19 protein-coding genes and 6 pseudogenes are annotated in these 20223 nt (G+C 47.8%); 11 read left to right on the top strand and 14 right to left on the bottom strand.

Annotated elements, in window-relative coordinates:
• The coding region (locus ACTHSL_RS09815) for a contractile injection system protein, VgrG/Pvc8 family (protein ID WP_440381258.1) at positions 1-478 on the bottom strand (478 nt) is incomplete at its 3' end.
• A 97-nt stretch (positions 479-575) separates the two neighbouring features.
• Between ACTHSL_RS09815 and ACTHSL_RS09810 the strand changes: the two genes are divergently transcribed.
• A complete protein-coding gene (locus tag ACTHSL_RS09810) occupies positions 576-788 on the top strand; it encodes a hypothetical protein (RefSeq protein ID WP_440381257.1) in 213 nt (70 codons plus the stop codon).
• Between the two features lie 34 nt (positions 789-822).
• Here ACTHSL_RS09810 and ACTHSL_RS09805 read toward each other — a convergent pair.
• Positions 823-1053 (bottom strand): annotated as a pseudogene (locus ACTHSL_RS09805) (transposase); the annotation flags it as partial.
• 64 nt (positions 1054-1117) lie between these two features.
• Between ACTHSL_RS09805 and ACTHSL_RS09800 the strand changes: the two are divergent.
• Entirely contained in the window at positions 1118-1318 is a 201-nt protein-coding gene (locus ACTHSL_RS09800; RefSeq protein WP_440381256.1) for a hypothetical protein, read from the top strand.
• 486 nt (positions 1319-1804) lie between these two features.
• Here the strand turns inward: ACTHSL_RS09800 and ACTHSL_RS09795 are convergent.
• Positions 1805-2086 (bottom strand): annotated as a pseudogene (locus ACTHSL_RS09795) (type IV secretion protein Rhs); the annotation flags it as partial.
• Between ACTHSL_RS09795 and ACTHSL_RS09790 the strand changes: the two are divergent.
• A pseudogene (locus ACTHSL_RS09790) lies at positions 2085-2327 on the top strand (type VI secretion IcmF C-terminal domain-containing protein); the annotation flags it as partial. The pseudogenes ACTHSL_RS09795 and ACTHSL_RS09790 overlap by 2 nt on opposite strands.
• Here ACTHSL_RS09790 and ACTHSL_RS09785 read toward each other — a convergent pair.
• Entirely contained in the window at positions 2304-2552 is a 249-nt protein-coding gene (locus ACTHSL_RS09785) for a lipopolysaccharide biosynthesis protein (RefSeq protein ID WP_440381255.1), read from the bottom strand. The pseudogene ACTHSL_RS09790 and the gene ACTHSL_RS09785 overlap by 24 nt on opposite strands.
• On the opposite strand from ACTHSL_RS09785, the gene ACTHSL_RS09780 reads away from it, so the two are divergent.
• The gene (locus ACTHSL_RS09780) at positions 2544-2993 is read left to right on the top strand and encodes a hypothetical protein (protein WP_440381254.1); all 450 of its coding nucleotides are present in this window, start codon (positions 2544-2546) and stop codon (positions 2991-2993) included. The genes ACTHSL_RS09785 and ACTHSL_RS09780 overlap by 9 nt on opposite strands.
• Positions 2994-3259: 266 nt before the next feature.
• Here ACTHSL_RS09780 and ACTHSL_RS09775 read toward each other — a convergent pair whose 3' ends face one another.
• The 3 genes from ACTHSL_RS09775 to ACTHSL_RS09765 form a co-directional block, all read right to left on the bottom strand.
• Positions 3260-3919 (bottom strand): phosphoesterase, encoded by a 660-nt coding sequence (locus ACTHSL_RS09775; protein ID WP_107145158.1) that lies wholly within the window; start codon positions 3917-3919, stop codon positions 3260-3262.
• 112 nt (positions 3920-4031) lie between these two features.
• Positions 4032-4814, bottom strand: coding sequence for a hypothetical protein (locus ACTHSL_RS09770; protein WP_440381260.1), 783 nt, complete (start codon positions 4812-4814; stop codon positions 4032-4034).
• Between the two features lie 98 nt (positions 4815-4912).
• Complete coding sequence (locus tag ACTHSL_RS09765) at positions 4913-6142, bottom strand: ATP-binding protein (protein ID WP_440381253.1); 1230 nt, start codon at positions 6140-6142, stop codon at positions 4913-4915.
• Positions 6143-6904: 762 nt separating this feature from the next.
• Between ACTHSL_RS09765 and ACTHSL_RS09760 the strand changes: the two are divergent.
• From ACTHSL_RS09760 to ACTHSL_RS09735, 6 genes and pseudogenes are all read left to right on the top strand, one after another.
• Positions 6905-7537: pseudogene (locus ACTHSL_RS09760) on the top strand (IS30 family transposase); the annotation flags it as partial.
• 290 nt (positions 7538-7827) lie between these two features.
• Positions 7828-8409, top strand: a pseudogene (locus tag ACTHSL_RS09755) (transposase); the annotation flags it as partial.
• On the top strand, positions 8309-8701 hold the full coding sequence (locus ACTHSL_RS09750; RefSeq protein ID WP_440381252.1) for a PoNe immunity protein domain-containing protein: 393 nt from the start codon (positions 8309-8311) through the stop codon (positions 8699-8701). The pseudogene ACTHSL_RS09755 and the gene ACTHSL_RS09750, both read left to right, overlap by 101 nt.
• A 155-nt stretch (positions 8702-8856) precedes the next feature.
• The gene (locus ACTHSL_RS09745; RefSeq protein ID WP_440381251.1) at positions 8857-9030 is read left to right on the top strand and encodes a hypothetical protein; all 174 of its coding nucleotides are present in this window, start codon (positions 8857-8859) and stop codon (positions 9028-9030) included.
• Positions 9031-9055: 25 nt separating this feature from the next.
• Positions 9056-9247, top strand: coding sequence for a hypothetical protein (locus ACTHSL_RS09740; protein WP_440381250.1), 192 nt, complete (start codon positions 9056-9058; stop codon positions 9245-9247).
• Positions 9248-9483: 236 nt separating this feature from the next.
• Positions 9484-9714, top strand: a pseudogene (locus ACTHSL_RS09735) (transposase); the annotation flags it as partial.
• Positions 9715-10021: 307 nt separating this feature from the next.
• On the opposite strand, the gene ACTHSL_RS09730 reads toward ACTHSL_RS09735, so the two are convergent.
• From ACTHSL_RS09730 to ACTHSL_RS09700, 7 genes are read right to left on the bottom strand one after another with little or no spacing between them, the layout of a single operon-like run.
• Positions 10022-11185: a hypothetical protein gene (locus ACTHSL_RS09730; protein WP_440381249.1), complete on the bottom strand. Its 1164-nt coding sequence runs from the start codon at positions 11183-11185 to the stop codon at positions 10022-10024.
• 47 nt (positions 11186-11232) lie between these two features.
• Positions 11233-11646, bottom strand: coding sequence for a type VI secretion system baseplate subunit TssE (tssE, locus tag ACTHSL_RS09725; protein WP_070497196.1), 414 nt, complete (start codon positions 11644-11646; stop codon positions 11233-11235).
• Complete coding sequence (gene tssJ / locus ACTHSL_RS09720) at positions 11646-12185, bottom strand: type VI secretion system lipoprotein TssJ (RefSeq protein ID WP_440381248.1); 540 nt, start codon at positions 12183-12185, stop codon at positions 11646-11648. Before tssJ ends, tssE begins: the two co-directional genes overlap by 1 nt.
• Positions 12186-12205: 20 nt before the next feature.
• The gene (tssG, locus tag ACTHSL_RS09715; protein ID WP_440381247.1) at positions 12206-13315 is read right to left on the bottom strand and encodes a type VI secretion system baseplate subunit TssG; all 1110 of its coding nucleotides are present in this window, start codon (positions 13313-13315) and stop codon (positions 12206-12208) included.
• Positions 13279-15045 carry a type VI secretion system baseplate subunit TssF gene (gene tssF / locus ACTHSL_RS09710; protein ID WP_440381246.1) on the bottom strand — a complete coding sequence of 589 codons (1767 nt, stop codon included), beginning with the start codon at positions 15043-15045 and terminating at the stop codon, positions 13279-13281. The genes tssG and tssF overlap by 37 nt, the downstream gene beginning before the upstream one ends.
• Before the next feature lie 9 nt (positions 15046-15054).
• The gene (gene tssA, locus ACTHSL_RS09705; RefSeq protein ID WP_440381245.1) at positions 15055-16680 is read right to left on the bottom strand and encodes a type VI secretion system protein TssA; all 1626 of its coding nucleotides are present in this window, start codon (positions 16678-16680) and stop codon (positions 15055-15057) included.
• Positions 16680-19958 carry an ImcF-related family protein gene (locus tag ACTHSL_RS09700; protein WP_440381244.1) on the bottom strand — a complete coding sequence of 1093 codons (3279 nt, stop codon included), beginning with the start codon at positions 19956-19958 and terminating at the stop codon, positions 16680-16682. The genes tssA and ACTHSL_RS09700 overlap by 1 nt, the downstream gene beginning before the upstream one ends.
• A gap of 113 nt (positions 19959-20071) precedes the next feature.
• On the opposite strand from ACTHSL_RS09700, the gene ACTHSL_RS09695 reads away from it, so the two are divergent.
• A partial coding sequence (locus ACTHSL_RS09695) for a helix-turn-helix domain-containing protein (RefSeq protein ID WP_440381259.1) occupies positions 20072-20223 on the top strand: 152 nt, incomplete at its 3' end.

Genomic DNA, 20223 nt, shown 5'->3' with positions numbered 1-20223 from the left:
CGCGGACGGTGTAGCTGCGGCTTTTTTGGAATCGGTAGTCGACACCGGAGAAGCCGTGGTGCTTGAAGATGGCGGCAACGATATCGGGGACGGTTTGGTTTTGAAACAGTCGGGAGGTTTGGAAATGTTTTAAAGCCGCGAAGCGCGGCTCTAATACGAAGCGGTAAACGGTTTCATCCTTGGATACCGACAGCTTCTCGCATGAAGTAATGATGCCCTGCCATTGTTTCGCCGGAGCGTCGTCCGAACCGGCTGCGAAGGCGGCGGCGATTTCTGACAATACGGCTTCCTGCGGACGGATTTCAAACGCTGCGCGTTGGTTGAGGTAGGATGACAGCGGCAGGGAGGAATCGGTGGAGGTGGCGGTGATTTCGACGCGGTAGGCGGTGTTGGCGGCTTCGGAGGTGGTGAAGGATTTGACGGAGAGGGAGGGGGAGAATCGGGCGAAGGTGAGGTGGTAGGTTTGGCGGGCGGTCATGGTCGGGTGTTTTTAAGATGACGATGGGGTGGGTATGGTAGTTTGAACGGGGGTGGGCGGTCAAGTGGAGGGGATTGGTGGTGGAAAGGCCGTCTGAATGGAAGTGAACTACACCTCAAAAGTTGAACATCCTTCCAACTGCCAAGGTCAAGGTGCGGTTTTTTATGGCCAAATATGCATTGAATTTCAAATACCAAACCTTACTCCATTACCTGCGTATAGCAGCCAATGGCATACTGTTCAGACGGCTTTCGGCCTTAATCCCACCCGTTCCACCAGCGGCGGGAGGTTTCTTTTGGGGCTGACGTAGATTAGCCCTAAATTCCACACCAATCCTACAGGGTTTAAATCTGTTGAGACGGTGTGCCGAAGTTAAACCGAAATTCGCATTCTTTCAAGAACAGCGGGAAGGATTTGCGATCAATTCCGTTGTATTTGCGCAAGACGCGTTTTGCCTGATTCCAAAAATTCTCAATGCCGTTAATGTGGTTTTGACGGCCTGCAAATTCCTTGGAATGGTTGATGTGGTAATGGATGAAACCGCTTACGTCTAACTTGTCGTAACTATTCAGACTGAGACCTTTGCAAAATCCCCCCAAAATCCCCTAAATTCCCACCAAGACATTTAGGGGATTTCTCATGAGCACCTTCTTCCAGCAAACCGCACAAGCCATGATTGCCAATCTGCCCTTTGCCCGTAGGTATGACTTTCTGCATCGGTGCGGATATGCTGTGAGTGAGCTTAAAGTGACTTTAACCCGGCATGCATCCCAGTCGTTGCCGGTGGTGGTACAGATACCGTTTGCACCGATGTGCGGATCTGATTTTGTCAGCCGCTGATGGACCAGGTCCGGATAACGCCAGCGATACCTACATAGGCATACGGGATATTGGAATCTTGTCCGCTCAATCGGTGCTTGATTAGGCTCAACAGATGGGGAAGTGTGCCTGACCAGGTTCTCCAGTTAGTGAATTTTGCCAAGGTCTCGGGCAGAAACCACTTCATGAATATCAATTCATTGATATTTAATATTATTTCTACTTTATATTAAAAACCATGCGGCACTCAACATTAACAGAACCTAGTTCCATTACATGAATACACTTGTGGCCATCGTACCTTTTATAGGGATAACCAGCTACGCCAATCCAAAGTAACCTGTTATTCACTCAGTGAACAAAAGCTTTTCCACGTTTCAAACCGCCATATAGTTTGCCAATATTCATCTTCCTTTGAGAATGGCCTGAAAAAAATTTTAGGGCTTTTTACTGCTAAGATGGTTGGTACCGATATAGGCAATGGATGCGTACCTGACATTGTTGCTTATAGGTGTAGCTGCCTTTGTAGGTGTACTCCTGAAGCAGTCGCGTTCCGTCCCAGACGAAGTGGGTGCGTTTCGGGTCGGTACTCGTCCAGGCGAGTTTGTCTTGGCGTTCTTTGGAAAGGCGTCTGCCGAACGGGTCGTAGGCGTATTCCCAAATCTCGGTATTGCCGGCGGGCTTTTTGATTTCGGCGCGGACGAGTTGGTTTTCTAAATCGTATTGGTAATATTGGTTTTCGCCATTGGGCAACTGGCGGTAGATCAGGTTGCCCAATGCGTCGTAAGAAGAAAATGCCTTGGCAAAAATTGATGTTTCCTCTCCGCAAATCAATAGTGCGGGTATTAGCTCAACCGGACCATGGTCAATATTCCGTCTGATTGAAAAAGGAAAAATCATTCGTCAAACAGGAAATACTACCGTTGTCGAATACAACATCCAAGGCAAAAACGTTGTGCTTGAATTTACTACTTCCACAGCCTTCAACCCCTTTAATTTAAATAAATTAAGGAATTTTCAGTGCGTTTGAAGGTCGTAGTAAGGATGTAAGCAGGTCGTCTGAAATCACATAGTCGGTCTCACCAATGAAAACGGTGCGCGCTACCGCTTTGCCTACGACATCCTTGGCCGTCTGATTGCTGAAAGCGGTTTCGACCATAAGCTGACCGGCTACCGCTACAACGCCGGCAACGAACTGGTCGAGCAGCGCGAATTCGGCGACGACGCCTCCCTCACCGCCAAACTGATGGCGCAACTGGGCGGACAGCCCGTCCCTAAAAAAGACGCCGCCCCGCTTTCAGACGACCTCAACAGCCAAACCCCGCTGCGGATTACCGAGTTCAAACGCGATATATTGGGACGCTTAATCCACGCCCTCGCCCGCGACGGCGGCGACCGAGTTCAGGAAACCGCTTACCAATACGACTTGAACGGCAACCTCGTCCGCGCCGCCAACCGCCACAGCATCACCTGCTTCGACTACAACGGAAACGGCCAACTCATCGCCCAGCACCAATGGAAAGTGCCGAGCAAAGAAGAGAACGCCCGAAACGTTTTGCCGACAGCCAAAGAGGTTACGGCGCGGAAGAGATTGCCGATGTGTTGGACCAACTGGCGTTTACCTACCATTTTTACGGGCACACGGGCGAGGCATACGGGCAGAACTTGGCGGATAACGGCATCACCCGGTCGGTAAAAATTAAAGAATTGGAATTTGACGGACAGGGCAAATTGTCGGAAGGCTGTATATTGATTTTGGAAGTGGAGCAGAAAAAAGGGGACAAGCTGTTTACGCTTTCGCCCGTGCCGCTAAACGAGATCATTCATTTTATGCGGGACACTTGGCGGTATTGCTGATGCAAAAGGACGGATTGAAAACCCGTCCTTTTGTTTTGCCGACTGTTTTTCAGGCAGCCTGCACCATTCAAGGCTACCTGAAAATTCATTTCTAAAAATAAAAGCTCATTCATTCAATGCCGCCAATCTCGCCCGAATTTTTGCAGCTGCATCTTCCGTACTGTTACCAACGATAACGTTTTGCTTGTCGTCGAAATACTGCACGGCAGGGAGGTCGCGCAGGAAGCTGTCAATATCCTGTGCGGTCAGGAAACGGCCGTGCATATCCCAGCCGACATTGAGGGCGCGTCCTTTGACAGCAGCCATGCGGTCGTGCAGATGGCCGTAGAGGTGGTATAGGCCGTGGTGGATACCGTCCCATTCGTATAAGGGATAGTGGCACAAAATCGCGGTATTGCCGATTTCGGGCAGTTTGAGCCGCAGGTAATGGCTGGCGGACGAGAGCAACGGATGGCCGTCGGCTTTGCGCATGTTGAGGAAATATGCTTCGTTTTGCCGAATCAGGTAGTCGTGGTTGCCGTAGATCAAATGATGCTGCCCGTTGAGCCGTTGCAGCACGGCTTCGATGTGTGCGAGCTTTTTGGCAAAGCAGACATCGCCGAGGTTGTATACAGTGTCTTGCGGAGTAACGACGCGGTTCCAGTAGTCGATCAGGTATTCGTTCAGCTCGTCGGCGTTATCGCTTTGCAGGCGGAATTGCGGGCAGTATCGGGCGATGTTGGGATGGGAGAAGTGCCAGTCGGCGGTGAAATAGGTTTGGGGCATGGGGTACTCGATTTCTGGGGATCTGACAATGAAAAATAAGGTGCAGGCTGCTTTAGAGGCCGTCTGAAACGGGGTTGGGGCGATAAAAAGCAGCCTGCACTTTTTTGCCCATCTATCTGCCGGTCAATACCAACCGTCGGCAGAAGGCTTCCCAATCGGCAAGGTTCACGGCATGTGAGCCGTCTGCTAACGGATGTATATCGGAAACGCAGGCAGTGTGCCAATAGGCGTAAAACGGCAGTTTGGCGATGTCGGCTTCCGATACGGCAGGGGCATTGTCTTGTCCTAGTGTATGCACAATCGGCAGGCCAAAATAGCTATATTGGCCGTTTGCAGCTTGTTTACTGGTATGGCCGGTTTGGCCGCGGTGTTTACCGGTACGGACAAACAGGCGGCAGAATGCGTTCCAATCGTGCAAGAAAATGGCGGCTTGTCCGTCTATCAGGCTTTGGGCGGAACCGATGCTGCTGTCCCGCCAAAACGGGTAGAACGGTAATGCAGCGATGTGATGTTCCATGATGACCGGAAAATCTCTCTGCCCTACCGGCCGCATCACCGGAACGCCGAAACAGGCGGTTTCAGGCAAGGCATGTGCAGGCTGCATGAAGGTGTTTTGCAGGATAACGGCCGCTTCTGCAGGGTCAATACCCAAACTGTCTATGGCAGGCTGCAAGGTTGCAGGCAGGTCGCAAAAGCAGCCTGCACCTTCCAGCAGGCAGTACACCGAGTTGTGCGTATGTGCCAGCGGTGCAGCCCATAGGGTAACGGGCGAGGTGCGGATTCGGCCGCCTGCGGCAAAGCGTCCCGAACCATCTTGGGCGACTGTGCCGTACACCACGGCATACTCGGATTTGCCGGGCGTGTGGTAGCGCGTGAAGGTCCAGTCGGTGAGCATGCAGGGGGAGAGGGTGTAGTCGTGGGGATGTTCGGATGGGATGGGGTTGGCGGGGTGTTGGGCATGGTTCATTCCTTGAAGGGCGGTTTCAGGCAGCCTCAAACATAGGCCGCAGGCACGGCAACCAAATTCTCCGCCAACCAGATTTTTTGCGGGTACTGGTTGATAATCGTACCGTGGGCGATACCCAATTCGTTTGCCGGCAGCGTGTTGCGCAGCAGGTTGAAAGCGGCGGCCATTTTTTTATTGGGATTGGCGGTGGCTTTGATTTCAACGGGGTACAGCATCTGCTGGTGTTCGATCAGTAGGTCGATTTCTTTTTGATTGGTGTCGCGGTAAAAATAAATCGGCGGTTCTTGGCCTTGGTTGTGGAAGGATTTGATGATTTCACCCACCACGAAGGTTTCAAAAAACTGCCCGCTCTTGGCTCCGTTTTGAATGGTTTCCGGCGTCAGCCATTTGGTCAGGTAGGCCATCAGGCCGGTGTTCAGCATATAGACTTTCGGGGTTTTGATGGCGCGTTTAAGGTGGTTGTTGCCATAGGGTTGCAGCAGATAGACGATGCCCGATGTTTGCAGCACGGTGAGCCAACGCTTGACGGTATCCACCGATACACCGATTTCCTGAGCCACGCTGCTGTAATTCAATAATTCCCCGCTGCGGGCGGCAATAGCAATCATAAACCGTGTGAAATCGCCGCTGCTGCCGACATTGACCAGTTGGCGCACGTCGCGTTCGATATAGGTGGCGACATACGAGGCATAGTAAACCTGCCAGTCGGTTTCGGGCTGCTCGTATAAGCGCGGCATATCGCCGCGGTGGATAATCTGCCAGATATTTTCGTGTTCAGGTAGCCTGAATACGGGTTTCCGGTTGGCCAAGTAGCCTTCGTCTGGCACAAAGGCCGTCTGAAAATCATCTCCGCGCATTTCGCGCCACGACAATCCGTTTAATTTCAATACTGCAATGCGCCCGGCCAGACTTTCACTGACGTTTTGCATCAGCTCAAAAGCCTGAGAACCGGACAGCAGGTACAGGCCGTTCTGCTTGCGCCGGTCTATATCCATTTTCAGCAGGGGGAACAGCTCGGGGGCGTATTGGACTTCGTCCACAATCAGCGGCGGCGTGTGGTTCAATAAAAACAGTTGCGGCTCGTTTTTGGCTTGGTCGAGCAGCAAGGGATCGTCTAAGGTAAGGTATCCGTATTCGGGCGCAATGTGCTGAAGCAGCGTGGATTTGCCGACCTGCCGCGCACCGGTCAGCAACACGGCGGGAAATTGGGCGGACAGCTTTTGCAGAACGGGTTGCAGGTGACGTGGGTAATACATAACAAAATCCAGTTTAATTTAAGACATAATCTTAGGTCAAACTGGATTTTTGCGCAATACTTCTTGATTTTGTGTGGTAATGATGCCGTAGGTCACACCGCGAAACAGCCGCTATATACACTCCTTGTTATACTGGCGTACATAGTCCTCGGGCGTGATGCGCCGCTCATTCTGGCTGTTAGGCAGGTCATCGATAATAGAGACCGGGCTAGATAACACGGAAGATTCTCCGGCGGTACAAAAGGTGCGTGAAGAGTTAACAGCATTAAGCGATCAGCGAGCATAACAGGAAGTGGCTGCTGATGGTGGCACTTACAGGTACGCTACCCAGACTGAAAAAGAACCGCTCTTTCCAGTTAGGCAAGCTGACCGACAAAGGCACGTCCGAACCACTGCTGAAACCAGAACATGCTCTTTCGCAGCTGCAGAGCGTTTTTGACGCGGTTCAGATGGCGCTAAGGGGTGAGAGCTTATGGAGTACGGCACACAAGCCTCCCTGCTTCAAGCACACGCAACAGAACAGCAACGGATACTGCGTTCGACCCGTGTCGACATCAATGTAGTCTTGGAAACGGTACAAGGAACCCAAAATCCTTCCCATAATCTACTACACCCAGCCAGGGATATTCAGTCCCGGGCGGATTCGCATTTGAAGTGCAACTTTCCATAACAGAAAAAGGCCAGTATGCAGTAGCAACGGCCTTTCCTGCAAGAAAGATTGCCATGAGCTACACACAACTGACCTAAGACGAACCATACCATATCCAATACCTGTCCCGCTACTGCACCATCGCCGAAATCGCCAAACAGCTTAACCGCCACAAAAGCACCATCAGCCGCGAAATTAAACGGCACCGTGCCCAAGGGCAGCAATACAGCGCCGAGAAAGAACAGCGGCAAAGCCGGACTATCAAACAGCGTAAACGACAACCCTATAAGCTCGATTCGCAGCTGATTCAACACATCGACACCCTTATCCGCCGCAAACTCAGTCCCGAACAAGTATGCGCCTACCTGCGCAAACACCACGGGATCACGCTCCATCACAGCACCGTTTACCGCTACCTCCGCCAAGACAAAAGCAACGGCGGCACTTTGTGGCAACATCTCAGAATATGCAGCAAACCCTACCGCAAACGCTACGGCAGCACATGGACCAGAGGCAAAGTGCCCAACCGCGTCGCCATAGATCAGAAAAGCGCATTACTGACCTTGGTCGAACGCGCTACCCGCTACACCATCATCTGCAAATTGGATAGCCTCAAAGCCGAAGACACTGCCCGGGCAGCCGTTAGGGCATTAAAGGCACATAAAGACAGGGTGCACACCATCACCATGGATAACGGCAAAGAGTTCTACCAACACACCAAAATAGCCAAAGCATTGAAGGCGGAAAACCGCCCTATTGTAATTTATATGACATAGGTCATTTATAAATAGGTATACTATATATATATTAAATATAAAGAATACCTTTTTTTTGAAAAAAGGCAACGGGCTTTTCAAAAATAACTCGCTTTTTTGGATCATCACATATTTGCATATCAAGCATCGTTCATTTATGAAAAAATAGATGACGCGTCTGTTCTTTTTTCCAGCATAAGAAAAAAATTCTGGCAGGCAGGCAGAAATTCCTATCAAAATTCCAACAACCGCATACCAGATTCCTCAATAAAAGTGTCACGATCGTATTCCCACTATTAAAGTTGGATCAGGTGATTGATTGGCAGCCGATCGAACAGTACCTGAATCGTCAAAGAACCCGTTACCTTAGAGACCACCGCGGCCGTCCCGCCTATCCCCTGTTGTCCATGTTCAAAGCCGTCCTGCTCGGACAATGGCACAGCCTCTCCGATCCCGAACTCGAACACAGCCTCATCACCCGCATCGATTTCAACCTGTTTTGCCGCTTTGACGAGTTGAGCATCCCCGATTACAGCACCTTATGCCGCTACCGCAACTGGCTGGCGCAAGACGACACCCTGTCCGAATTGCTGGAACTGATTAACCGCCAACTGACCGAAAAAAACCTAAAAGTAGAGAAAGCATCCGCCGCCGTCATTGACGCCACCATTATTCAAACCGCCGGCAGCAAACAGCGTCAGGCCATAGAAGTTGACGAGGAAGGACAAGTCAGCGGCCAAACCACACCGAGTAAAGACAAAGATGCCCGTTGGACAAAGAAAAACGGTTTATACAGACTCGGTTACAAACAACATACCCGTACTGATGAGGAAGGCTATATCGAGAAACTGCACATTACTCCCACCCAAGAACCCCGACAACCCGTTTGAACCTTCGGGTATTCCTCGCGGCAGGCTGCTGCGGGACTATCTGAAAGGCTGGTACAAAACCAATAAGGATACTTATTGGTATGATTATCATAAAGTTAGGGATGGAGAATTGTTCTTCGGCTACTGGGCATTTGAAACCGCCATCTTTACCCTGCTGCTTCATGCAGATATGGAAGGTCAACCCTTAAAGGCAATGAGTTTTTATCCGAAGGACTATATCGAATATGCCCGCAAACACGGGTTTGCGGTATTGGACGGCATATAGGATGGCAATGGGAAAGGCCGTCTGAAAAACACTTTCAGACGGCCTTTCCACCACCAATCCCCTCCGCTTGACCACCCTCCGGCAGTGTCGTTTCTTTCGAATACGATGCCGATAATAATCTGACTGCCGTTACCGACCCCGAGGGACACCGCTGGTTGCGTCAATATGATGCCAACGGCAATATGGTTTTCGAAACAGACCCCGAAGAGAACGAAACCCGCTATCGCTACAATGATGCAGGCTTACCGATAGAAATCACCGACGCACTTGGTGGCATTAAAACCCTGACTTGGACGAAGGATGGACAAATTGCAAGTCATACCGACTGATCCGGCTATACCAGCCGCTGGCAATATGACGACAGAGGCCGTCTGCAACCGTACCGAAACCATCCGTCCCGACGGGCAGCGTATCGGTTATCTCCACTATGGCAGCGGCCACCTGCACGGTATCACCCTCAACCGTAACGAAATAGCCGCCTTCGAACGCGACAAACTACACCGCGAAACCGCAACGGCAGTACCGAATACCGCTACGACCCCTTAGGCAGGCGTACCGCCAAAATCCGCAACGGAGAAACCACCGTCTATCACTGGCAGGAAGACACCCTTGCCATCGAAAGCACAAACGGACAAAACATCCATTACCTGTTCGAACCTGGTACGTTCGAACCGTTGGCGCAATTTCAGACGGCCTCACCGATAGGCATAGAAAGGGAAGACAAACCCGCCGAACCGTATAGCTACGACCCCGAAACCGATCCGCTGCTGAAAATCCCGCCCGAAGCCCACCGCAAACATCCGCTGACGGAAGCGCAAACCAAACGTAACCGATATTTGTCGAAGACCCGTTATGTGGTCGAACAAAGCTTTGGTACGCTGCACCGTAAATTCCGCTACGCCCGGGCAGCCTATTTTGGTCTGTGTAAAGTGAGTGCGCAAAGCCATCTGAAGGCGATGTGTTTAAACCTGTTGAAAGCGGCTAACAGGCTAAATGTGCCTGTTGCCGTCTAAAAGGTGGCCCGGATGCCTTATTATGGGGCGTCCGGGGAGGATTAAGGAGGTATTTGGGTAAAATCAGGAGGTATTGGGGGAGGGAAATAGCCGAAAACCTGTGTTTGGGTTCTGGCTGTCGGGGAAAAGGAATTTTGCAAAGGTCTCATCCTGCGGGATTGGTGTGGAATTTAGGCTAATCTACGTCAGCCCCTTTATTTAAAGGCGTCATCATCATGCACGATGACCTTAGTGACATAAACCGGCTGCACCGGCGTTTCTTCATGAAAGGTAGGCGATTCTGCCTGTGGCACAGATGTTTTGGTAGTCATTGGGAAGCCGACAACGTATTGTGCGCAGAATGAGTTTCTTCGCGTTGTATATCTACTTGCGGCACCAAAGGCTCATGCTCTACCGATGAAGACTCTTGCTTACCGGTTTCAGGCTTCACTTCGGATACGGTAGTGGCTTTTACCGGCTGACTTTCCGATGGCAAAACCACAGGAGCCACAGGCTCAGATACGGACGAATGCTCCTCTACATCAACCGCTTTTGTCGAAGTTTCTTCGACTACCGGAGCTTGCGTAGTTGACGTAGTTTCTGTTGTTACCCGTGTTTCTACTGTTACAGATGCCTCCGTTTGGGCTGGTGTTTCTACGGTTTCAGAAATTTCAGTCTTGGTTGGCAGCGTTTCTACCTTTTCAAGTGGTTCAAATCGGGTTGGTGCTTCTATCGTTTCAGATGCTTCTGTTTTAGCAGACGCATCAATTTCCTTGTTTTCTACGGGTTGTTTCTCGGCTGGCGAAGTCGTTTTTGATACTACCGGAGTCTCCGATCTAGCATTTGTACGACCAGACTTCTCGGTATCCGCCTGTTTGACATCCTCCATTTTCACATTTTCTTTAACAAGGTCGTCTGAATTTAACTTGTCTTCAGACTTTTTACTGTCTTCCGATTGATTAGTCTGTATAACTTCAGGATAAGGAATCGGCTCTTCTGACTTGCCTGCCGTTTCTTCCGGTTTGTCCTGTTCTGCCTTAGTTTGTTGGGACTCCGTAGTTTTTAATTTCGAATTGTCTTGTTTAGACTCAGGCTTGCCTCCTGTCGAACCTGATTTCTGCTGAGTAAGCGGATACTCTCGAATAACGACTTCGGCAGGCGGGGTTTCGGTATGCGGCACATGGCAGCTCTCGCCCATTTTGATGAAATCAATCCCGGAAATCAAAAAATTGGTATTTTCCAGATTTCCTCTCAGCCCGACATAGATTGGTGTGTTTTCAGGCGTATTTTTTCTGACGCTAATGATTTCCGCTGCGGCTTCATAGCCGTTTCCGCTACCGGGGAGTAAAGTGTAATTATTTTTCAAATCACAACTTTTAATCCGGACATAATTGTTTTGAGTGACCAACATGCCTTCCAGCTCTTTGGCAAAGGTGGTTTGAGCGGTTGCTGAAAGCAACACGCCGCAAGTAAGGAAAATGTGTTTAACCATATTTTATTTCTTAATTTTCAAAGTAATCTATTCACACCAAAGAAAGCTCATGTCCGGCTGCGTTTAACGGAAACCGTCCCCTCAGGCATAAAATAAGTGTCTATAACTACCGCACCCGCGTTTTCTATTTCGCATTCCAGCTGATAACACAAAACCATGATATTGTCTTTGGATTCAGTGAGGTGGATATCCAAGTTCCTTAATCTTGGCTCGTATTTCAACAAGGTTTTCCTCATAAAATACCGCAAGTCATGCGCGCTGGAGGGCAGGTTTTTATAAACCATGCTGAGATCGGGAATCCCATAATCCGGCAGATGTTTCAAGGAACCGCTTCTGCTATTAAGAATGCGTTGGATATTGTCCAAAACACTGCGAACCAACTGGAAGCTGCCTGGCAGGTCATCTATCGGCAAACCGTCGGAATAAAATCCGGTCAGTTTCTCATAGAGTGCGGCATCCATTATTTGACTTTCTTGACCGTCTCTTGAAGCAGGACTTTGTTATCCACCAATTCGATAACGACCGGTTTGTTATTGGTCAGCTGCTTTTTGGTAATCAACATTTTCCAAGTCTGCTCTTCCCCTACTCTGTTGTAGAAGGCAACAACTCCGACATATTTGGTGTCTTTATTCAGGGTTTCATCAAAGCTGATGGTCTCCCCCGGTCGGATGGTATATTGCTTGTAACCTTCCACCAGATCGTTGCTTAAGATAGTTTTGTCTTGATTGAGTAAATCACGATATGAGGCAACTTCATAATTTTGCTTGTCTTTCAATTGATACACTCGGACGACTGTCGACAGCGACTGCCCGCGCTCGTTTTGATTCAAACCGTTTCGTGCAATCAGGTCAATTTTCAAAATCTTGAGTTTGGTATAAAAAACACTTTTCGTTGCTTCAACCGTTCCATCTTTCATGCCTTGCCAAATCCCGCATCCTGAAAGCATGGCGCATAAAAGGGCTAATGAGCAGACTGACGTAATTCTGGTTTTTTTATTCATGATTTTCCGTTTTCTTGAAGTTAGTTTGAGTATGTATAGTTCGCTATTTTTATTTGTTTGTCTTGGTGCATTGCACCTAAACCGGTATTAATCCCCAATATTTGTTTTTTTTCCAAACGGCTTTTGGGTATCCATTGTTTTTTAATATTTAGGTAAACACTCGAATCAAAACGACGACCTAAATAGAGTTTTAATAATTCGAGCAATTTTTGGTGCAATTGCTGCTTTGGCAACAGAAGCTGTGCGTTGTCAAATGTATCGGGCGTAATTTCAATACGCACCAAATGACTGTAATCTTTTATTCGACCGCCCAAAGATGCACTTCCCCCGTCTAACCGCAAACCGGCTTTCCCCAGCTTGCGATCCTTTTCCAAAATGACCCATTGCGGCTGAAACTCTTTTACGTTCACATCGGCAAAGGGAAGCAGATATCTGACGATGCTGACAATCCCTTCTTTGGTTCGGGTTCGCTGGTAAAAAATACTGAACAATCCCAAAATCCTGCTATCCAGCAGAGGATGCATGAATTTCCCGTTGACCATGCCTTGCCCGATTAGGTGCAGAAGTGAACGCGATAGGTCATCTTGCCCCTCCCGTTGAAACAGAAACGGATAACGGTATTTTTTCCATGCTTGGAAAAACAGGGTTGTGATTCGGTGGTTAAAGATATCTAAAAATGCCGCCAGGCTTTCACTGCCGTCTTTATGCGTCGCAATATCGTTCAGGAAGTAATCCGGCAAAACCGCATCGACACCGTATAAACCTAAAAATGTCGTCCTGACAGTCGGCAGATCGGCTTCTGCGTCATATTCAACCGATGCGATTTCCCCCGAAGGGAAAGATAAAGATTTTACCCTTCTAAATCTTACGGTTGACTCGACAGCCTTTTCTTCATTTCCTTCGGCAAGAGTTTCTAAAACCCGGCAAAATTGGAAGAAATTCATCGTTGCCGCATTGCGTACAATAAACTCCCCCAATTTCTCTTGGAAGATTTCAGACGACCCGCCTTCGCGCTGCGCTTTATTTCTAGGAATCTCCCATAAAGGAAGCGTCTGCCTGCCGTTATTTTCTTTAGCGCTTTTGTGCGCTGTTTCTAAAACCGTGTGATAGTTGTTTTGCTGTCTTTCCATGTATATGTTTTCCCGGATGGCAGAGAAACAATGCTGAACCGGGTAAACAGGTTCAAATCAGCATACATTGCAAAAAATTCGTTCAATAATTCTCCGAACAAATAAATTTCCGCCTCACCGCTAAATGCGGTTGAATCAAATGTTACGGTAATATGAATTCCGCGATGGACTGCGCCACGCTCGATTCTTTGTACTGTTTCATGTTTGACATCAACAATACCATTCAGTCTGCGCTTGTTCAGCTCGTCTTCAGTCCAGTCGTAAATGGACAATGCCCCTTTCAAACTATCGACATTCAATAGTGATAAATAGTTGGGTGACAAATGGGACAATATGCGCCATTGGAATCTATCCTCTGTCGGCGGATAGCAAGACAAAGTCGGCGTGGTAAGGTTTCTGACCATTTTGACATTTGGTTCGGCGATATCGTCGTCTTGAATCTGGGTTTCCCTCAGACTTTTACGCGGCAAAGCACCATTTGTCCCGACCACTTTCAATGAAAGCGTCTCGGTAGGCAATATGTCTTTTCTATCCCACAACAATCCGCCAAGCATAATACATGTTTCATGTCTTCCTGACACGCCTTGCTTGACTTTGATATGGAAATACCTTTCCGGCGCATCATATTTCATCAATCCGCCACGATGCTGGAATGAGGAAAAAGGAATATAGGGATAACGCCTACCTGTTTCATGATTAACCGCCTCTACCTCTTCGACGGAATAAACTTCAACAGCCATACCTTCATGTAGTAACGGCTTAACAGGGTATTCGAACGCCTTATGATCTACTCGGATAGGCTCTGCCTCCATATCAAACAGATTGATGGCAGGCACGCAGTTCAATTTCAAGCAGTCAGGAGGGAATCGAAGCTCGGAAGGGTATTGCTTGGAAAGAACCACATTAACGCTAAACTCATTAATCCGTTCCGACCATGATCCGGCATCAATGCCCACTAAATCAATAAAGAAAAACTTCTGTTTGAAACAAAAATATTCCAGCAATAGTTGGTAACCGCTAAAGCTGTTATTGACTTTCTCCCACAATCTTTCATCTTCAGCAAATCCGACTGCCTTAAACTGTATATTGTCGGCAGATGGCAATTCGGCATGATGAAGGCTGATCCGCGCTGTCTGATTCAACAAAGCATGACGCAATGCGAAGGCAATCGGTTCGTCGGCGGAAATATAAATTCTGATTTTGGAAAAATCTAAATTCTCTTTCTGTATTTGCCGGTGGATACCGAAAGTTAATTTGATGACGCTTTGACCATTCGCATCATAATCCAACAATGTATGCAATATGCTCAAAGGCTGGAGCGCAACATCAGCAGTGGTCCGATACAAGCATCTGGTCAATCTATCGTTGATATTGATAGGTTCGGACTGAACGGACAATCCTTTTTTGACGACTTGCCCTCCTTGCAACTTTTTATTATCCGGAATCAATTCCAAAACAGTCAGGGAAGGAATCATCCTCAGATAATGCGGCCACAGCATATGGACCAACCCCTCCGTCAATTCCGGAAAGTCATCATCTAATTTTTGTCTGATTCTCCCTGTCAAAAAAGCAAAGCCTTCAAACAGTCTTTCTACATAAGGATCGCGCGTACCTACCCTGTCTAAATTCAGCATTGCGGCACGATCAGGGTGGGCTTTTGAAAACTCTAATCCCGCCTCTTTGAGATACCGCATCTCTTCTTCATAATAGCGTAATGTGGGATCTGACATAATATATGCTTAATAAATTAATTCCAATGCACGGACAACATCTGCCTGCATCAACTCTGTCCGTAAAAATTCGAGCTGTCCGACTGCCTCAATATCTTTATTATCAAGGTTTTCACTTAATAGTTGATACCAAAGGGCATACACTTCAAACGTAAAATGTTTGTCCCACTCTTTAACTGTCAACACTTGCATCTGCTTCGAAGCCTGTTCCAACAGTTTCACTGCCCAGTCCGCCTTTTGAGCGCTTACAGCCAACCGAGCCATCATCACCCATTTCTTAACCTGTCCTGAGCCTGTCTGCCACTCCGGTAATGTTTCCAACCAAGCAAATGCAGCGTCTAAACCGTGTTCTTGTGTTTTCAACAGCGCCTGTTGCCAGTAACTTTCTTGGTTTTCCTCCTGAGATGACGGTTCTAACGCTGCCTTTTGAATGGCTTGGCTATTCGTCTGCTTGCGCGCGGACGACATGACCTTTTCTTCCAGCCATTTAAGCGTATCAGCCGATACGAACGGGAATCCGTTATCAAAACTCAAGCCGGTCAGGCCTTCGCATCGGGTCAAGAAGGATTTCAACTCAAATAGCGACGAATCAACTTGGGAAAGATATAAACCACCCAATGCCTGCTGACCTTGCCATGCATAATATTGCAAATCCAGCCAATAGTGATTAGCACCTTCCAAAAAAGCCGCTTCCACTTTATCGAGCAAATCGCGCCATTGCTGCTCATGAATCAAACGATTCAGATTTGCCAATAAATCTGCCCTTGGAGCCTTCAACCGCGTCTGACCGTTTTGATGCGGAGGAATGCCGTTCAATCCACCCCAACGGACGGCTCGAATCATCTTGTTTGCAGACCAATAACCATCATCCTGTTCTCTCAAGTAGGCAGCGTTAATCCTGACTTGGTCAAGCAAGGCTTTAGAAGAGTTAACCTTTGTGACAGTCAGACTTTCAGACGACCCTCGACTCTCTTGATGAATTTGCGGCGTTGCCACTTGCTCAACAGGCGCACTGGTCTCCTGATTTTGACTTGAACTTGTTGGAGAAGATGAAAAACGAACAGATGACTCTTCAAAATATTGCAACAATGGAAATAAGCTGGGGCGTACTGCCTCTTCCCATCCCTCAAAGTAATGTTGCAACAACATCAAAGCCGATAATGTCCGCTTAAGCTCCGTAGAATCAGATAATCCCACGTTCTTAAGCGTATCCAGCACCCTTTCGCCGGACAACCAATTTAATGCATTACGTTTTTGTACAGGCTTTTTCGGCCACAGCGACTGATCGAATTTTTGCAGCAACCCGCACAAAATCTCCAAGCCGTCTGAAAAACCTGCCAAGCCTCTGTCTCTCAGCGAGGCAAAAATGTAATAGGTTGCTACCCTCAGATCTTTAGATTCACGCTTCAGCAGGCGTTCTGAAGCATCCAAAATCAATCGGTAGTCCATACCCGAAAGTTTGGCCAACTCAATCTTGATGGCTTCAAAATCATCTGTATAGGCGACATCCTCGCCGCAAGGATGGTCGTCTGAAACAGGCTCCAACCATTCTTGCCAGCGATGGATATTGTTATCGGTGATGGATGTACCTTCATCACCGAGTATCGGCTTTACCCATTGGGGTAATGTCATCATTATTTAACCTCAAAAATCTTATTCGGCAGATGGATATTTTTCAGATCCAGCAGCCCCAACGGTCCTTTACCGGAATTGGTCCGCATATAGAAGCGCATCAATTTGTCTTTTTCCAGTGGGAACTCAACCAGATAGGTACTTCCATCAATCGGCGTAACCCTGGATTTTTCAAGCATACGGATGAAACCGAAACGTCCGCTGATTTCCTGAGTTTTACGCATACCTTCTGCCTCGGTTTCCCAAGAAATACGCAAACCGGCATTGCTGACATCACCCGGCCATTTGAATGGCTTCCACTCTGTCTGTTGGTTGAAATAATTCAATGATTGACCATCAACAACCAAGTCGAATTGAACAATTCCCTGAGTAGACGTCGGCTTCAGCTCAAAGCTGTAACCACCACCTTCTCCGTTGACGAAGAAATCCTCAGAAATCGCACTCAATTTATTCAGCTGTTGCAACAATCCCGGATTAACTTTCAATTCGCTTCCCGGTGCCACAATCCATTGATTGCCTTGTTTGGTCAAAACACCTGCCAATTGGGTCGTTATAAACTGATTCAATGCGCCTTTGTTGATATCCAAGTATTTTGCCAATACGGGAATCGAAACTTCGGTTTCTGATTTGGCAAACGGATACCTGCCGCCCAACTCAGACTGCATAGGATTAACAAAATTGCTTGCCCACAGATTATTGATGTCTTTTTGGGCCACGCCTGCAATCGAATCCCATACGGAATTAAATGGCAAGACAAAAACATTGCGCGCAAACGGCAGCAATCTGTCGCCCACACCAGCCTCAATCAAACGTGCATACTGCATACCTTCAAGAAATTCATTATTCCCCCCGTTTAAAACGCCTTGAATGGCCAATCTTGCCGTACCGCCGGGGTTTGATGATGATGCCATTTGAATTAAGCGTTGTTTGGCAGTTGTTATCCGTTCAAGATAGCGTTGCAGGCTCAAATCGCTCTTCGGGTTGATTTGCGCATCGATTAACTGCAACAGGGTTTCAAATTCCCCCTCCAATGGGCCTGCCAAATAATCATCGACCTTGTCTTCCAAAATATCTGTTTCTTCTGCTTGGGAATTTAATGCTACCTCCCCAACCTTGCGCGTCCGTACAGACAATTTTCTTGCAGCAGCGCGTTTCGCCGCATCGGCAACAGCTAGGTTTACATCGATTTTTTTGCTGTCCAAACGGCTGCTTTCTTTTATGGCATGGAACAACGCCACCAATGGCGAGCGTTTCGGGTCCGCATAAACATGAAGTTGGTTTACCGAGTCCAAATTGGTCGCCCTGGGCTGCCATGTAATACTGTTCATCGTATCATACCAAGCAGCGGCATATTCTTTGAAATAACGTTCTTTCAAACTGTTGATGGCCGCTTCCGTCACCGGTGCCTGATGCAGGTTTCCACCTAACACCCAGTCGTTATTCTTACTGTCTTTGGCAGCTTGATCTAAAGCGGGTTTAATGTATTTTTCCCAGCCTTCAACCGTATAAACGCGGGGCAAAGGTTTGCCGACATTCCAAATGCCTTTCAAATCCTTATTCAGCAATTCTGCCAATGTGATGGTTTTCAGTTTGGCATTGGTATCTTGTACGATGCGTTTATATAATTGTTCACTGCCTTGGTCGCGGTTAATCCATTCCACCAAGACTTGACGGCTTCCTGATACCAGTTCAGGCTGCTCCGTTTCAAGCCAATCCAAATGGGCCGCCATGCGCGGTACGAAAAATTGGGCCAAAATTTGTGCATCTTTAGTAGAAACATTCTGCGCTAACAGTATTTCCACCAATTTTTTCGTCAGGAATTCAGCATCCTTTTTGTCTTTGGTTTTCTCTACATGGGACGTCAGCATCAAATATGCTTTCAGGTCTTGATAAGAACTGTCTTGCAGTTCGAAGTCGTCCGGTATCTGTCCTTCAAGCATAGTCAAACCATCCAGCTTATTCGCAAAGAATACGGTAGCAGGACGGCTGACGACATCTTTCACCAAAATCCCGTATTTGCGATAAGCGGCAGCCAACAGCTCTTTCCTATGTTCATAGCCCAAGAACTTGGCTGTATATTGCAAGAAATCCCTGCCGGATTCCATTTCGGCAATACTTTGTTGCAGTTTGATTAAGGCTGCAACTTTTTCCGAGCGTGATTTTGCCTTCTGAACACTTTCCAAATCAGCATTCAGACGGCCTATATCTTGATAACTACTGTGCGCACCCACTGCAAACACACTACCGACCAACAAGGCTACGGCACTCATTGCCAGATAGGTTTTTTCCGTTTTGGACAAATGCAGTTTTTTACCTGAACCTAAAACAGACAGATCATTAAACGCACGGTAAATCAAATCTCCTGATTGTTCGGGATTATTGGTTTGAATAAACGAAACGCCGACAACTGTATCCAGTTTTCCCAAACTCCGTTTTTCAGCAGCAATATGATCTGCCAAAGCCTGACTTTGAGAAGGCAACGTCGCAGACAGTTTTGCAATAGGTGTTTGGCGCAAATCTTCCTCAATCAGCTGCGTACCCACTGGTGCCAACTGGTTGGCAAACTGATCCAATTCTTTCTCCAACTCCGTTGCCGACACAGTCGAACCATATTTCAAAGCATGGCTGATGGCTGATGGCATTTCATCGGTTTCATTGGTCAGATACACCTGATTAATCGGCAGCTTCCATCCGAGCTTCTTCATTAACTCGGTCAATTGCGCAGCATTTTCGTGAATTGAGGATTTTGCTTGAAGAGAGACAATGCCTTCAGCTGGACGTTTACCCACACCCCTCAGATATTGCCAGCCGCCTGCAGGCTCCATAGCCTGTGCATCAATCCAAATAGCCGATGCGGTTTCCACCCACAACTGACGGCGGATGTCCGGCAAAGAGGCTTCCAACAAGGCAGTATCTTGAGTGACCACAAAAATCCAAGGCTTACGGTGTTTTTTATATTGCTTGGTCAGCAAGTGGATATGTCTCAACTGCTCCCAGCGTTCTGACACGCCGATTAAATGGGTAGATTCCGCACTGTCACCGCTTAAATCTTCAGGATTCAGATGTTTTATATTAGAAAATCTATCGTGCTCTTTAAGCCAAAAGAATCTTATTATTAACGGAATAAAAAATATTAACGAACATACCACTGTTATACATAGCCAAATTATTGCCTTATCAATAATTGTTTCAGCACCTAACCTCCCTCCCCAAAAATATAAAGAAAAAGCACTCACAACACTTACAATTAAAATCACTATTCCTGTCACAATAGGCTTCATAGCGACCTTCCAAAAATTGAAAAAAACAATATTATACTGTTAGACACGCCTAATAAAAATACCGTATGTAGAAACCAGTAGCGTTGTTTACAGTATTTCAGGAGAATACTGACATGAACATGCACAAAAACACCCGCCTCACCCCGCACCACCGCCAAGCCATTTGGCTGGCCTACACGCAGGGAAAAGAAAGCGTAAGCTCATTGGCACGGCGTTACCAAGTCAGCCGCGTCACCATCTATCGCGCACTTAAGGCCGCAAGGGC

Origin of the sequence: Neisseria sp. P0008.S010 (assembly GCF_051962715.1) — a bacterium.
Lineage (GTDB): Bacteria > Pseudomonadota > Gammaproteobacteria > Burkholderiales > Neisseriaceae > Neisseria > Neisseria elongata.
This window is presented reverse-complemented; position numbering and strand designations above follow the sequence as displayed.

Bases quoted from the DNA above. Each gene is read 5' to 3' on its own strand.
- tssF (WP_440381246.1), bottom strand. From the start codon at position 15,045: ATGTCAGATCCCACATTACGCTATTATGAAGAAGAGATGCGGTATCTC.
- ACTHSL_RS09750 (WP_440381252.1), top strand. From the start codon at position 8,309: ATGCCCGTTGGACAAAGAAAAACGGTTTATACAGACTCGGTTACAAAC.
- ACTHSL_RS09730 (WP_440381249.1), bottom strand. From the start codon at position 11,185: ATGGTTAAACACATTTTCCTTACTTGCGGCGTGTTGCTTTCAGCAACC.
- ACTHSL_RS09740 (WP_440381250.1), top strand. From the start codon at position 9,056: ATGACGACAGAGGCCGTCTGCAACCGTACCGAAACCATCCGTCCCGAC.
- ACTHSL_RS09775 (WP_107145158.1), bottom strand. From the start codon at position 3,919: ATGCCCCAAACCTATTTCACCGCCGACTGGCACTTCTCCCATCCCAAC.
- ACTHSL_RS09700 (WP_440381244.1), bottom strand. From the start codon at position 19,958: ATGAAGCCTATTGTGACAGGAATAGTGATTTTAATTGTAAGTGTTGTG.
- tssG (WP_440381247.1), bottom strand. From the start codon at position 13,315: ATGGAAAGACAGCAAAACAACTATCACACGGTTTTAGAAACAGCGCAC.
- tssA (WP_440381245.1), bottom strand. From the start codon at position 16,680: ATGATGACATTACCCCAATGGGTAAAGCCGATACTCGGTGATGAAGGT.
- ACTHSL_RS09780 (WP_440381254.1), top strand. From the start codon at position 2,544: ATGGCGCAACTGGGCGGACAGCCCGTCCCTAAAAAAGACGCCGCCCCG.
- tssE (WP_070497196.1), bottom strand. From the start codon at position 11,646: ATGGATGCCGCACTCTATGAGAAACTGACCGGATTTTATTCCGACGGT.
- ACTHSL_RS09810 (WP_440381257.1), top strand. From the start codon at position 576: ATGGAAGTGAACTACACCTCAAAAGTTGAACATCCTTCCAACTGCCAA.
- tssJ (WP_440381248.1), bottom strand. From the start codon at position 12,185: ATGAATAAAAAAACCAGAATTACGTCAGTCTGCTCATTAGCCCTTTTA.
- ACTHSL_RS09800 (WP_440381256.1), top strand. From the start codon at position 1,118: ATGAGCACCTTCTTCCAGCAAACCGCACAAGCCATGATTGCCAATCTG.
- ACTHSL_RS09765 (WP_440381253.1), bottom strand. From the start codon at position 6,142: ATGTATTACCCACGTCACCTGCAACCCGTTCTGCAAAAGCTGTCCGCC.
- ACTHSL_RS09770 (WP_440381260.1), bottom strand. From the start codon at position 4,814: ATGCTCACCGACTGGACCTTCACGCGCTACCACACGCCCGGCAAATCC.